Origin of the sequence: uncultured Gilvimarinus sp., assembly GCF_963975215.1 — a bacterium.
In the GTDB taxonomy this organism is placed as follows: Bacteria; Pseudomonadota; Gammaproteobacteria; order Pseudomonadales; family Cellvibrionaceae; genus Gilvimarinus.
Genome location: NZ_CAXBFW010000027.1, coordinates 1 through 14,809 on the forward strand (window position 1 = coordinate 1; position 14,809 = coordinate 14,809).

General features: G+C 52.9%; 7 protein-coding genes. 2 read left to right on the forward strand and 5 right to left on the reverse strand.

What is annotated here, in order from left to right:
• Together AAC019_RS14615 and AAC019_RS14620 are read left to right on the forward strand one after the other, a co-directional pair.
• Positions 1-5,446, forward strand: a 5,446-nt coding sequence (locus AAC019_RS14615) for an Ig-like domain-containing protein (protein ID WP_339899834.1), incomplete at its 5' end; no start/stop codon positions are given.
• Between the two features lie 48 nt (positions 5,447-5,494).
• Positions 5,495-5,824 carry a hypothetical protein gene (locus AAC019_RS14620; RefSeq protein WP_339899836.1) on the forward strand — a complete coding sequence of 110 codons (330 nt, stop codon included), beginning with the start codon at positions 5,495-5,497 and terminating at the stop codon, positions 5,822-5,824.
• Positions 5,825-5,840: 16 nt separating this feature from the next.
• Here AAC019_RS14620 and AAC019_RS14625 read toward each other — a convergent pair whose 3' ends face one another.
• The 5 genes from AAC019_RS14625 to AAC019_RS14645 form a co-directional block, all read right to left on the reverse strand.
• Entirely contained in the window at positions 5,841-7,751 is a 1,911-nt protein-coding gene (locus AAC019_RS14625; protein WP_339899837.1) for a LapD/MoxY N-terminal periplasmic domain-containing protein, read from the reverse strand.
• 39 nt (positions 7,752-7,790) lie between these two features.
• Positions 7,791-8,342, reverse strand: a complete 552-nt coding sequence (locus AAC019_RS14630) for a transglutaminase-like cysteine peptidase (RefSeq protein WP_339899838.1) — start codon at positions 8,340-8,342, stop codon at positions 7,791-7,793.
• Between the two features lie 522 nt (positions 8,343-8,864).
• Positions 8,865-10,118: a ribonucleotide-diphosphate reductase subunit beta gene (locus tag AAC019_RS14635; RefSeq protein ID WP_339899840.1), complete on the reverse strand. Its 1,254-nt coding sequence runs from the start codon at positions 10,116-10,118 to the stop codon at positions 8,865-8,867.
• Between the two features lie 76 nt (positions 10,119-10,194).
• Positions 10,195-13,125 carry a ribonucleoside-diphosphate reductase subunit alpha gene (locus AAC019_RS14640; RefSeq protein ID WP_339899842.1) on the reverse strand — a complete coding sequence of 977 codons (2,931 nt, stop codon included), beginning with the start codon at positions 13,123-13,125 and terminating at the stop codon, positions 10,195-10,197.
• 740 nt (positions 13,126-13,865) lie between these two features.
• Complete coding sequence (locus AAC019_RS14645) at positions 13,866-14,693, reverse strand: hypothetical protein (RefSeq protein ID WP_339899844.1); 828 nt, start codon at positions 14,691-14,693, stop codon at positions 13,866-13,868.
• Positions 14,694-14,809: the final 116 nt, after the last annotated feature.

The following is a 14,809-nucleotide window of genomic DNA, read 5'->3' on the forward strand; positions in this document are numbered from 1 at the left end:
GACCGACGGCAGCAGCCAGACCATCACCGTGACCATCAACGGCGCGGAAGACGCGCCAGAGTTTATTTCTGGTATAGATGTGTCGGGCAGTGCCCCGAATATTGATAGTTACGACTTTGGCAGCTTGCCTGAGGGCAGTGTCGCAGGAACATCAGTGGGCACTGTTGTGGCCGAAGATGTAGATGGCGATACGCTGAGCTACCGCTTTAGCAATGGTACGCAATCCGATGGTGTATTTACCATCGATGCAGAAAGTGGCGAAATAACACTGAACCAAAGTATTGATGACGCAGACCTTGGTGACTTTACTTTAAGTGTTGTGGTTTCTGATGATGATTTTGTAACGACGGGCGATACGGCCAGCGTTACTATCTCTTTAGATAATAGCAATGATGTCCCGATTACTGGTAATAACTCAGTACAAACCCTTGAAGACACCGCTTACGTATTCAGCACAAATGACTTTTCGTTTACCGATGGTGACGGGGACTCATTAAGCGCTGTAGTCATTGAGTCGCTACCGGCTAATGGGCAGTTGCAGGTGTTTACGGGCGGTAGCTGGCAGGGTGTGAGCGCTGGTGATTCGGTGAATGCGGCTGTTATTGATGGGGCCGGGTTACGTTACGTGCCCGAAACGAATGCGCCGGCGGGTGCCGCTGATGGTGTAGGCGCGGCGAGCTTTACCTTTAGCGTCACTGACGGGGTTGACTCGAGCGCTGCTGCGACTATGACGGTGTCGGTTGTGGCGGATGCGGATGCCCCATCGCTAACGTTGGCCTCGACGGCGGTGGAAACCGATAGCAACTTCGCTTTGCCTGCGGGTAACGGTTTAACGTTGGACCGCTTTAACAATGTGCCTAATGTTAATTCCAGTAGTGCCGCCAATGCCGATACCCTGGAAGGGGCGCTTGCTTCTGTTACTCCCAATAGCGGTGCAACGGTTAGCCAGCTTGGCTCGGGGGCCAGCTCAGCCACGGCGGTGGATCTTGCCAGCGATGGCGCGGTGCGTATGACTGGTTTTGTGTTTTTAGAGGCCGGGCATGAGTACAGCTTAACCGGGTACCGTGACGATACTCTGCATATCGAAATTGGCGGTACAACAGTACTTTCATCAGGTTTTAACAATTACGGTACCTACACGACGACGGGCTTTACACCAACCGAAAGTGGTTATTACTCCATTGAGCTGTACGCCTATAACGGCGATAGCGTCGGCCGTATTAGTGCGTTGATGTCTGTTGACGGTGGCGCTAATCAGCCATTGTCGGACTTTACGTTGTTTACGGATATTGACGCGATTGATGCCGCCGGCGGTCAACACTCCGACTTTGTTAATAACGCGGGTGATGGCGGCTATTACCCTGTTCAATTAAACGAAGGCCAGCAAGATACGGCGATCCAGCTGCAGGACATCAGCGCTGCTTTGACGGATTTAGATGGCTCGGAATCACTGGCTGTGGTTATTTCGCAAATTCCGGCAGGCTCGGTATTCTCCGACGGGGTGAATAGCTTTACCGCAACGGTTGCAAATACCTCTGTGGATGTGACCGGTTGGGATATGACCTCGCTCACGGTAACGCCGCCTGCGGGTTATGTTGGCGAATTTGATTTGACGGTAACTGCAACCTCTACGGAGTCTTCTAACGCTGATCAGGCGGCCGTTGCGCAAGATTTTACGGTCGTTGTGAATGAAGTGGTTGTCGACCTACAGCCAGTCGCTGTTGACGACAGTGTGTCGGTGAATTTTGGTGGTGAAGTCACGGGCAATGTGATTACTGGTAGCGGCGCGCCCGGGAACAACGCAGACTATCAAGGTGATGCCCCCGCGACCCTGTCGTCAATTACATATAATGGGGTGGATCAGTCAGCCCAGTTTGATAGCTCGACAGGAACCTGGACGGTTGATACTGCCCAAGGCCAGTTAGTTATTCATCAAAATGGTGACTATAGCTACCAATCAAACGTGCAGAGTGCAGCGGTAACGGTTAGCGGAACTGATCAGGCTGATTGGACTTCTGTAAATCTTTACGCTTTTGGCTGGGGACAAAACTACAGGTCTAACGGTCAGCTAAATTTAGCGGCGGCGAATGCTTCGATTGATTACAGTCCCTTAGGAATAGGCGTTAATACGGCTAGTGGGCAGGGGCCAAACTGGGGCTGGGATAGTGCTGTTATTAACTCTACGGGTAATAATGGCCAGCATGAAACGCTCGCGATTGACTTACAGGGTAATAGTAACTCTGCCAGTGTTTTGTTAAGTGATTATGGTAGTGGAAACAATATAGTTGGTCAGTGGCAGGCCTACGATTCGTCTTTTAATCTGGTCGATTCAGGAAACTTTGCAGACTATGTTAATGGCAATGGTGTTAATACGGCGACTGTTGACATTAGCACGTCAAGCGAGTTTCAGTATTTGGTGTTTGTACCAGGAGAATACTATAGCGCTGGCTACAGTATTTACAGCGTTAGTTATACACAGCTTGCAGACCCAACTGATGAGGTGTTTGAGTATCGTCTAACGGATGCTGATGGCGATGGAACGTCTGCTGAATTGACAATTATTCATGATGATACGGTACAACCGATTGCTAACGTTGCGGCGGAAGAAGGTGAAAGCTTAAGTTTTTCCGTTACCTTATCGGAGGCATCAAGTACGAGTCAGACTTTCACGTTTAGCATTCAAAACGGCTCGGCAAGTACTGATGATTATGGCTCGATAAGTTTTAGCAACGGAGTCGTGAATAACGGTAATGGCACCCTTACAGTACCTGCTGGAGTGACAGGGTTTGTGGTAACGGTGGCGGGTGCGGAGGACTCGATAGTCGAAGCGGATGAAACATTCCAGCTTACGGTGGGTGCTCAGTCCGCCACCGGTACTATCGTCAATGATGACGTTTCCGATGGCGATGAGCTGGTTGCGAGTATTACCGAAGATCAGGATCTGGTTGCAGGTACCGGCACTAATTTGCTCGATAACGTTGAACCCGGCGGTAATGCAGTTGTAACCGATGTGAACAGCGTTGTGGTGATGCAGGGGCAGCAGGATATCTCCGATCAGTTCAGTATTTTAGAAGACACAGCAGCCTCAGAGCCTGGGAAATTCTTAGTGGCTCATAATGATGGTTATCGTGTAGGTGAGTTAACCGTTAATGCTGACGGTACTGTGAGTTTTATTAATACCAGCGAGCATGCGTTCGACTTTCTGGCCGCCGGTGAAAGCGCATCAATCAATATCGAATACTCTGTCTCGGTAAATGGTGTTGCTTTAACCGAAACCTCTAACGCCCAGATCGATATTGCAGGGGTTAATGACGCACCAGTGGCTGTTAATGACACCGGGGTGGTAGAGGGCGGTTTTGCGTCGCAATTCTGGTTGTATCATGAAGGTAATGGGACGCCTAATTTAGAAACTATTGCTCAGGTATTTGACTACACCAACACCCATGCGGCGGATGCGACGTTTGTCTCTACCGGCTTGCACTACGGCGAAGGTGCGGGTGACCTTGGTGGAAGTGGCAATTTGGAACGCTGGTTAGGCGTTGACGCGCAGGGTGATGACTTTGTGCGCTATAACAACGACACATCGACGGACTCTATTGTGCGCTTTAGTGGTGTGTTTGATGTGCAAACGTCAGGCGAGTATGAGTTTGTTGTGCGTCACGACGACGGCTTTATTGTTCTGATTGATGGTGAAGCCATCGCCTTGGCCGATTACATTACCTCGCCGCGCACAACCACCGTCGAGTTTGATCTGACCGCAGGTACCCACACTGTTGAAGTTTATTATTGGGACCAGGGCGGGCAGTATGTCTTCCAGGGCGGGCTCTATGATGAAGATGGTAATGATTTGTGGCAGCCAAACAACATGGCTTACAGCTCGGGCGGTATTACCACGGTACAAGATACGCCGATTACCGTGAATGTACTGGCCAACGATTTTGACATCGATGGCGATAGCTTGAGTGTGGTTGATGTGGGAGCCGCACAACATGGCAGCGTGGCAATCAGCGGTAACGGCACAGTAACTTACACGCCCAATGGTACCTATACCGGGCTGGATCAATTTACCTATACGATTAGTGATGGCACGACGACCTCTCAAGCTACCGTCACTATTGAGGTAGTGTTGCCAGAAGTGCCGCCAACGATTGATCTCGATGCCGACGATAGCGCCGGTGCTGTGGGTATGGGGTATCAAACGACGGCCAGCAGTAATGGTTCGGTCGCGATTGTCGATACTGATGTGACCATTAGCAATAATAGTGCTGGGGTTTCCGGTGCTATTATCACCCTACAAAACGCTGTGGCGGGTGATACATTATCGATTGATTCGTCATCCTTGCCAGCCGGAATCACCGCGAGCAATTTTACCGCTGACGGAAAATTAGTATTGTCGGGGCCGGCAAGCTTGGCTGATTATCAGCAGGCGTTGCAGCTGGTGCGTTTTAACGGTAATGGGACAAGTGATTTTACGGCGCGTGATATTACTATCGCGGTGACTGATGATAACGGCAGTAGTAATGTAGCCCATACCACTGTGAACTTTGCAGAGGCGGAACCATTTAGTTCTTCTGCTTTTGCGGCATCGTCGTTCATTGCAGAGGAGCCTGAAGTTCAAGGTGCGGTTGAAGACGATACGCCGCCGGTGGCCGCCGGTGATGAGCCGGCAGACGAGGAGGAAACTGGCGCTTTACAACCTGAGTTGGCCGAGCAAGGTACTGCCGACACCGCTGAGGATGACTCAGCTCTGGCTGCTTCTGAGGCCGATCCTGTGGCAGAGGATGTAGAGGTTGAAACCAATAGCGACGAGCCAGAGCAAGTGAGTACTCCGGACACGACAGTAGTCGAAGAGCCCGCTGAGGAAACTCTGCCGGGTGACGAAGAGCCCGCAGCGGAAGACGCTGTGGCAGTAGGGCCCGATGCATCTGGCGACGAGGCCGAATCCGCTGCGGCAACAAGCGCTAACGATGTACTCACCGGTACTGATAGTGCTGATGTCTTGAACGGGCTTGCCGGTAATGATCAGCTTAGCGGCTTGGCGGGCGATGATAACCTAATCGGCGGCGCCGGTAACGATACGTTGCTGGGCGGTGCCGGTGCGGATACGTTTGCATGGTCACTGGGGGATTCGGACAACTCTACTGCGCCAGCGGTGGATGTGGTGGTAGACTTCTCAACCGCTGAGGGCGATAGTCTGGATTTGTCCGACTTACTGCAAAGCGAGAGCCTGGGGCATATCACCGACTATCTGCACGCCGAGTCGGATGGCACGGATACCGTGATTCATATCAGCCAGATGGGCGAGTACGAGGGTGACTACGATAGCCACTCGGGTGCCACTGACCAGGTCATTACTCTCGAGGGCGTTGATTTGTCGGGCTTTAGCAGTAGCGATGATATTATTCAGTACTTGATCAGCAATAACCATTTGTCTATCGATCAATAGTATTGATCAAAGATAACGGCACCGTATAGCGGTGCCAGAGAGGCCTTTATGTTTGTTAAACGCGATGACAGCGGCGCAATTTGCGCCGTTAGTCACCAGGCGATCGCCGGAGTGAGTGAGCCGATTGCCGATGATGCCGACGAGCTAGCCAACTTTCTTTATGCGTCTAAACCAGAGGCGCAGCGAAAGCTCGAGCAGTCGGACTTACAGATGGCCCGGGTTATGGAAGACGTGGTTAATTTATTGATTGATAAATCGATTATTCGCTTTACTGATCTACCGCTGGCGGCGCAACAAAAGTTGCTCAGCCGCCGGCAGGTGCGCGATCGGGTAAACGATGATTTTGTCTGGAGCGATGACGATCACCTGTCACTTTGACGTACCGCTCTTTGAGTTATTGAATACCTGGCCCGGTCGCCCCGTCTGTATCGAGTGTGGCTAACGTGTGTTGCTCGGCTTCGCTGATTACCCCTTCAGCGATCACAGTCATACTCAATGAGTGGCCGATGCGGCACAGGCTTTGGATGTACGAATGGTTGGTGCTCTGGCTATCGACATCGCGGATAATGGCGCTGTCGATTTTTAGATAATCCAGCCCAACCCCCTGCAGCTCGTCAATACGGGTAAATTCTAAACCGACATGCTCAAGGCCGACTTTACAGCCCAAATCCCGCAGCGCACGGCTAAACTGTTTTAGCTGCGGCATTTGCCGGATGGCACAACTCTCTGGAAACTCAATCCACAAGTGCGGGTTAAACTCTTGAGTTTGACCTAGCAGCTCCAGGGCCCGGGAGCGGAAGTGAGCGTCGCACAACGAGCTTTCAGAAAAGTTAATGGCGTAGGGTAAATGCTTAGCGTGAATATCGGCCAGCGCTGTGCTGAGTACCTGTTCGTCGATGTGCGCGAGTAACCCTAAACGGCGCGCCCAGCCGACAAAATAACCCGCGCTTTGCCAGTTGCCATCGATATTTAAACGAACCGGACGCTCGTAGTGGATGATTCCGCCGTTGTGATCGCGCACCGGAAACTCCGCCAACAAAATACCCGAGTGATTAATAGCTTGCTCGATACTCGAGCGCCAGTCCGCCAGGTTGCGCTGTAAGCCCTGTGCTTGCTCGGGTTTTTGGACGACGATACCGCGATTGCCTTTTTGCTCGGCAAGTGCCAGTAAACCATCCAGGCGCGACAGCAATTGACCTCTGGGCTCGCCAGCTTTAAGCGAGCTTGCAGCCAGAGGCAGCCCCACCAGTTGCGTATCGATACCTAACTCGCGCAGTTTGTCGAGCATGTGCGCACTGATGCGATGGGCGTTTTTTTCGATCTGTTGTGTGTCCGATAAAACCACCGCGAAATCAGTGCCATTAAGACGACCGGCAAAATCATCGGCTCGGTTCTGGCTGCAATCATTAAGAACGTGCCCCAGGCTTGTCAGCAATTGGTCGACTTTATTCCGTCCTAGCTGTTGGTTTAACTTTGCCAAATTCAGCAGGCGTATTAAGTATATCGCCATGTCCTGTTCGTGGTCTTCGCGCAGCATTGCGCTGTCGAGCAAGTTAACAAAGTGCTCTCGGTTGGAGAGGTTGGTTAGCGGATCTCGTTGCGATGCCGCTTGCAAGCGCTCTAACTTTTGCCTCTCTTTTTCTAGCATGGCTTTAACGCTAACCGACAACTTGTTCATCGCCCGTACCAAGCGCCGTAGCTCGCGAGTTTTGGGCTCGCTGGAGGTCACAAAATGGCGTTGCCCGATCGCCTCGGCCTGCATGACGGCTTGATGCAGTGGGGCGGTAATAACCCGTAAAATTACGGTGCCGATAAGCCCACAAATGAGCGCTGCGACCAATAACCATTGCAGTAGCTGTTGGGTGCTGTGCCACAGCTTTTGCTTGGCGTAACCAGAGTGGCTTAACAGCTCGATCGTGCCATATTGCTGCCAGCCGTCTTGTACCTGCGCGAGACCGGGCTTGGGTGCAATATTCAGCATGCTGTTAAACCACTCGGGCACCGAGTCGGTGATGGCGCCTTGAAAGTGGCGCTCGGCGATAACGTCCCCGGCGGGGTCGGTAAAGCGAATATACTGATAGTGTCCGCTATCGAACTGCGCGGCAATTAGCAGTTCAAGCGATACCGGATCTTTTGGCATCTGCGTTATCGACAGTGCCAGAGAATTGGCATTGTCGATATTTTTGAGTTGTAACTGTTGCTCTAGATACGCCTTGGCGGTGTAGGTGCTGATAAAAAAGCTGCCCCCCATGGCCAATATCAGTATTAAAATAATACCGATCCAGAGTTGCTTAATTAACGACATAGTGACTCCCAATAAGGCCGTTGCTTATAGGTATTAACATTAGAGAAACCCCTCTTCGCTCATGCGTTGCAGCACATCGCGCCAGCGCGATAAGCGTGCGGTAGGATCTGATTGTGATTTGGTGCCGCCGAGCCACAGCCCCTGACTATTAAAACTAAACACCGGGGTTAGATCGGGGCGCTCGTGTGCGGGCAATATGGTGGGGTTGAGGTTGTCCAGAATTAAAGGCTCAGCGGTAGCACTGGCAAAATAGCCGAGTACCATATGCGCCTGAGCCTGATTGCCAAGCTTTGCTTTGACGTAAATCAGGCGTAGTTTGTCGGGCTCAAAGCCGAGCTTGAGCAGTGACATATATTTGGCAATGCTAAAGTCTTCACAGTCACCACCACGTACGCCCATGGTTTGCAGTGGGGTGGCCCAATAATCTTTTTCGCGCCACAGCAGAGTATCATCGGTAAAGGTGATGGTGCGATTAAAAAAGTCGTTCACAGCCTTAAGTTTATTCAGATCGGCTTGATCGGTTTGCTCGCTTAGTAATCGAAACCACGCTTGCAGTAGCGCACTGCCATCGTCGCCATATTCGCTTTGCATGTGTTTAAGCAATTGATCGTTTTGTAGCGCTGTGACCGTTGTGGCTAGCAGTAGTAATAAAATGCCAAGTTGCCGCGCTAACCTGAGTAGCCATTGCACGGGCAGGCAACGGCGAGTGCGGTTGCGCTGTGTTGCGTGCATGTCGTTAGGGGGCAGGCTCAAACCATTAGGGCTCAGTGTTAGACTTTGGTTTGAGTATAACAGCCGGGCAGGGCAGAGGCAGCTGCTAAAACCTTGTGCCTATAGGTTGCAGACTAAATTAATGCAGTGTGCGGCGCGGCGGCTTAGGAGCGGGGCTTTTGGCACGATCCGGGCGCTTTGGCGGGGCCGTTGCAGGTGTTAGCTCGGTCACTTGACGTTTTAGGCGGCTAATGACGCGTCCCATCACTTCAGCGGTTTGTTCTAGCTGGTTTAGGGTGAACAGAATTCTTCGGGGTCGGGTAGGTTGGATTTACTCATGGTTGGATCCGGCTTAATAAAAAAGAAAACCCGGGTGAAGATCAGCCACCCGGGTTGTAACGGTTAATCCCAGCTTAGGGCACCGCCTGTTTGATACTCGATCACACGGGTTTCAAAGAAGTTTTTCTCTTTGCGTAAATCCATGATCTCGCTCATCCACGGGAAGGGGTTTTGTGCCCCGGCGTACTGCTCTTTAAGGCCCAGCTGCGCCAGACGGCGGTTGGCGATAAAGTGCAGGTACTCTTCCATCATGGCCGCGTTCATACCCAAAATACCGCGTGGCATAGAGTCGCGAGCATAGGCGATTTCCAGCTCGGCACCCTCGATAATCATCTGAGTGACTTCCTGCTGGAACTCGGCGGACCACAGGTGTGGGTTTTCCAGCTTGATTTGGTTGATAATGTCGATGCCAAAGTTAAGGTGCATCGACTCATCGCGCAAAATGTACTGAAATTGCTCGGCAACCCCGGTCATTTTGTTGCGACGGCCCATGGACAGAATCTGGCTGAAACCGCAGTAAAAGAAGATACCCTCAGTGACTACATAAAAAGCCACTAAGTTGCGCAATAACTCTTGGTCTGTTTCGGGGGTGCCGGTGGTAAAGGTCGGGTCGCCCAGTGCTTGAGTGTGCTTCAGGCTCCAGGCCGCTTTTGCCGCTACCGAGGGCAGCTCGCGGTACATGTTAAACACTTCGCCTTCGTCCATGCCCAGTGACTCGATGCAGTACTGATAAGCGTGGGTGTGAATGGCTTCTTCAAACGCCTGGCGCAGAATGTATTGGCGACACTCAGGGTTGGTAATCAGGCGGTACAGCGCCAGTACTAAGTTGTTGGCAACCAACGAGTCGGCGGTAGAGAAATAACCCAGGCTGCGCTTGACTACGCGGCGCTCGTCTTCGGTCAGGCCCTCTTTGCCTTTCCACAGTGAGATGTCCGCGGTCATGTTGACCTCTTGCGGCATCCAGTGGTTGGCACAGCCGTCCAGATACTTTTGCCAGGCCCAATCGTATTTAAAGGGCACCAGTTGGTTGAGGTCGGCGCGGCAGTTGATCATGCGCTTGTCATCCACCTCGATACGCTGGGCGCCGATTTCCAGTTCCTCTAAGCCCGGGGCAACGTCTAATTGCGCCAGTGACTCACGGGCCTGACGGATCGCGTCGTTATCGGCGGTAGATTCGGCGGTGGTGCTTGGTGCCGACTCAGTTTTGGGGGCTGCTCCGGAAGGTTTGGCCTCGGCTTTGGCGGGCTTTGCCATGGCCGCCGGGTTTGGCGCGGCTTGAGCGTTTTCTTCAGCGTTAAAATCGTCCCAGCTCAACATAGTGGCGGTATCCTTTTGATCGTATTCGGTAAAAAGTGTGGCAAGCTACCCCGCGTTGCGGGGTAGCTGAGTTCTACTACTGACAAGCTTCGCAGTCGGGGTCGTCCAGCGAGCAGGCCTGTGGTACCGGCGCCGCTTGTGGAGCGCTTGCTTCGCTAGTGGCGCTGGCCGCCGAGCTGCTGGCCGCAGCCGGGCCGCTGGCACCACTGCCGGATGACACAGCATTGAGTGAGCCGGTGCTGATGGTCGACTTCTCGGTGGTGGTCGCCGCCAGCGCGCGCAGATAGTAAGTGGTTTTAAGGCCCTGGAACCACGCCATACGATAAGTTACGTCAAGCTTCTTACCGTTGGCACCTGAGATATACAGGTTGAGGCTTTGCGCCTGATCGATCCACTTTTGCCGGCGGCTGGCCGCTTCGACAATCCAGCGCGGCTCGACTTCAAACGCGGTGGCGTAAAGCTGCTTAATGTCGGCCGGGATGCGGTCGATTTTTTGCAGTGAGCCCTCGTAGTATTTCAGGTCGTTAACCATCACGCTGTCCCACAACCCCAGTGCTTTTAAGTCGCGAACCAATGATGGGTTAACAACCGTAAACTCACCGGACAAATTCGATTTAACGTACAGGTTTTGGTAAGTCGGCTCGATGGATTGGCTAACACCGGTAATGTTGGCAATGGTTGCCGTCGGTGCAATCGCCATCACATTGGAGTTACGCATACCTTGAGTTTTAACGGTTTCGCGCAGGGTGTCCCAGTCGAGGCGTTGCGTGCGATCTACCTGCAGGTAATCGGCGCCGCGCTCGCGGGCGAGAATCTCCAGTGAGTCGACCGGCAAAATACCCTGGCTCCAGAGTGAGCCCTCAAAGCTTGAGTAGCGGCCGCGCTCGGCTGCCAAATTAGAGGATTCGGCAATGGCGTAGTAGCTGATGGCTTCCATCGAAGTATCGGCAAACTCCACGGCCTCGGGCGAGCCGTAGGCAATGTGTTGCGCGTACAAGGCATCCTGGAAGCCCATAATGCCCAGACCAATCGGGCGGTGGCGCAGGTTAGAGGTGCGCGCGGTGTCCACCGAGTAGTAGTTAATGTCGATGACGTTATCGAGCATACGGATCGCAGTTTTAACCGTTTGAGCCAGTTTGGTTTGATCCAGTTTGCCGTCGACAATGTGCTGCGCCAGGTTAATCGAGCCCAAGTTACACACAGCGATTTCTTCGTTGGCTTTGGTGTTTAGGGTGATTTCGGTACACAGGTTAGACGAGTGTACGACACCGGCGTGTTGCTGCGGGCTACGCAGGTTACAGCTGTCTTTAAAAGTGATCCATGGGTGGCCGGTTTCGAACAGCATACCCAGCATCTTGCGCCATAAATCGAGCGCGCGAATGGTTTTGAACGGCTTGATTTTACCCGCGGCGGCTTGCTGCTCGTAGTGGGTGTAGCGCTCTTCAAAGGCGCTGCCAAACAAGTCGTGCAAATCCGGCACATCGTTGGGTGAGAACAGGGTCCACTCTTTGTCTTCAAACACGCGCTTCATAAACAGGTCGGGAACCCAGTTGGCGGTGTTCATATCGTGGGTGCGGCGGCGGTCATCACCGGTGTTTTTGCGCAGCTCCAGAAACTCTTCGATGTCTAAGTGCCAGGTCTCGAGGTAGGCACACACGGCGCCTTTACGCTTACCGCCTTGGTTAACGGCAACGGCGGTGTCGTTGGCGACTTTAAGGAAGGGCACAACACCCTGCGAGCGGCCATTGGTGCCTTTGATGTAGGCCCCCAGTGAGCGCACCGGGGTCCAGTCGTTACCCAGGCCGCCGGCAAATTTGCTCAGCATGGCGTTGTCTTGCATGGCGCCGTAAATGCCGTGCAGGTTGTCGGGTACCGTGGTCAGGTAGCAAGAAGACAGCTGCGGGCGCAGGGTGCCGGCGTTAAACAGGGTTGGGGTAGAGCTCATGTAATCGAACGAGCTCAGCAGGCGGTAAAACTCAATGGCGCGCTCTTCGCGGTTGTCTTCTTCGGCGGCCAGGCCCATGGCGACACGCATAAAGAAAATTTGCGGCAGCTCGATGCGAACATCGTTGCTGTGAATAAAGTAGCGGTCATACAAGGTTTGCAGGCCCAGGTAGGTAAACTGCAAATCGCGCTCGGCCAGCAGGGCTTTGCCCAGTTTTTCTAAGTCGTAGTTTAACAGCTCGGGGTCGATTAGCTCGAGCTCGACACCTTTGCGGATGTAAACCGGCAGGGCGCGGGCGTAGTAGTCGTGCATCTCGGCCTGAGTGGCGGCTTCGGCCACGCCTAAAAAGCCCAGTGCTTCAGAGCGCAGTTTATCCAGCAGCAGGCGCGCGGTGGCGTAGCTGTAGTTAGGCTCTTTTTCGACCAGGGTACGGGCGGTAATCACCAGCGAGGTGTTAACGTCGGTGAGGCTAACGCCGTCGTACAGGTTGCGCATGGCTTCATCGAGAATGGCTTTATCATCCACGTCGGTTAAGCCGGCGCACGCTTCAGAGACGATGGTGCGGATGTGCATCATATCCAGTGGCGCGGTGGTGCCATCATCCTGAGTGATCTGGATAGTGGGGTAGTCTGGATCGGGTTGTACCGGAGCGTCGTCCGGATGCTTAGAGGCGCGCAGACGGGCGTGCTCTTCGCGGTACAGAACATAGTCGCGGGCGACTTTTTGTTCGCCCGAGCGCATTAATACCAGCTCGGCCTGATCCTGAATGTCCTCGATATGAACGGTGCCACCCGAGGGCATGCGGCGCTTGAAGGTTGCGGTAATTTGCTTGGTGAGGTTGTCCACAGTCTCGTGTACGCGGCTAGAGGCCGCGGCGGTGCCGCCCTCGACAGCCAAGAATGCTTTGGTCATTGCCACAGCAATTTTACTGGCATCAAAGGGTACCACGGTGCCGTTGCGCTTAATGACGCGCAGCTGGCCCGGCGCCGTTGCCTCCAGGTTTTGATTGGTGTCGTCGCTTCTGGAGGTTGAGGCTTGGGACGAGTGTGTGTCTGTCTGCATGAAGATCTCCGTGGAAAATTCCCTATTGGTATCGGGGTGCGGGGTGCTCCCGCTGATAATATGGCGAATATGTGTTGCCAGCCGCTGTGGCACCCTCAGGTGCAACAGCGGCTGTTTTACAGAGCTAAAAGCTATACAACTAATGTGTACTTCAAAGGTGTACTAACTACTGATATCTATAACCGGGCTTCCGGTTTGCTATTGGGCGGCTGGGTTAAATCACAGGCACAGGGGGCTTAAACATCGCGCTTATTAATAGGCGTTTTGTTTTGCCCGATATCGGGTGGCCAATGTGTAAAACCGAAATACCAATAGAGGGCCAGATAAGCCCTGATATTACTCATTTATCTCAAGAAGCCGCAGCGCGTTCGCGTATGGCGCCCCTCTTTGGGGGCTAAGGCTGGCAAGCCGCACTGTGTCTGGCAGAGACGCTAGAGGGGTGACTTACAACCGTTTTGCTTGTCTGCCGCTTTTGTCTGAAAACCCTATATATAGGTGTTTTACTAAAGTGGGATACAAGATAATGCGGTTTGAGGCTGATTGCAAGTGCAGAACTGCACTCTTAACATGTGGATAACTTGTGGGTAGATGGTGGGCGAAGTGTTCACTAACGTTGCGGCCCCACACAGTCGTGGACTGTGATTTGAAGGGGCCCGCCAGCGTGGATTAGATTAAATCTTTATGAAGCTTTCTTTGTTTATTCGTTTAGATTTTGCTACCACAAAACCCCTGACGGTTGGTTAAAAACGGCCGGTAACGTAAACCGTTGGGCCGCTAAAAGTGGCCTCAAAACTATTGGTTACTCTTGGCTTGTTTTGGGTCAGGCTGTAATCCACCCAGCGATAACCAGCGCCCAGGCCGATATTTGGTGTGATGGCATAGTCAAGCTCCACATCCGCGGCGGTCAGGCCGCCATCGTATTCGTCGTATTTTAACGAGAGCCAGCCCAGCGTTGATGAAACTTTCCAGCGCGAACTGAGATCGTGGCTGGCAAACAGCACGATGTTGGGCAGTGGGGCGCTGACACTGCTTTTGCCGGTACCTATGTCCCGCGTGGCGCCGTCGGTTTCTACCCGCGCGTCAATGGTCATGGCCATATCCACCACATGTAAGCCCAGGCCTAAATCTACTTTGGTGGCGGGAGATTGGTAGAGATTGTAACCGAGGTTGATCACATACAAGTCGGCATCGTACTCAGAGCGAGTCATCAAGGTGCCTTCGATGTCATCAATGTTCTGAGGAATATTCAGATCACCGAATTCAAAGGCAAAATCCACCGCAGTGTCGGCGTTGCTGGAAAAGCTCGAGTAGTTGCCCCACAGCTGCCAGTTTTCACTCATTTGCCAGGTGGCGCTAAACCAGGGGTTGGTGTCACTGTCGTTATGACCCAGGTCCTCTAAGCTGAGCTCGGTGCCGGGGCGGCCGTTGTCATTAATCCCGGAGGCAATGGTGATATCGGTGTATTGATGAAATCCACCCACTTTAAACTGCCAGGTTGGGGTATCCGCGTAAGCGGTTCCCGCCAAGCTTAAGGTAAGTAGAGAGAGGCTCGCGATACGGAAGTCCATAATTGCTCCTGGCATGTTCTCTTATAAGGGTCGATCGTTCAGCTTATTGCAGCAGACTATTCTATAATAACCCAGATCGCCCTCTACAATATCACATCACGCATTACTGCCTGTTC

Bases quoted from the DNA above. Each gene is read 5' to 3' on its own strand.
- AAC019_RS14620 (WP_339899836.1), top strand. From the start codon at position 5,495: ATGTTTGTTAAACGCGATGACAGCGGCGCAATTTGCGCCGTTAGTCAC.
- AAC019_RS14625 (WP_339899837.1), bottom strand. From the start codon at position 7,751: ATGTCGTTAATTAAGCAACTCTGGATCGGTATTATTTTAATACTGATA.
- AAC019_RS14630 (WP_339899838.1), bottom strand. From the start codon at position 8,342: ATGCAAAGCGAATATGGCGACGATGGCAGTGCGCTACTGCAAGCGTGG.
- AAC019_RS14635 (WP_339899840.1), bottom strand. From the start codon at position 10,118: ATGTTGAGCTGGGACGATTTTAACGCTGAAGAAAACGCTCAAGCCGCG.
- AAC019_RS14640 (WP_339899842.1), bottom strand. From the start codon at position 13,125: ATGCAGACAGACACACACTCGTCCCAAGCCTCAACCTCCAGAAGCGAC.
- AAC019_RS14645 (WP_339899844.1), bottom strand. From the start codon at position 14,693: ATGGACTTCCGTATCGCGAGCCTCTCTCTACTTACCTTAAGCTTGGCG.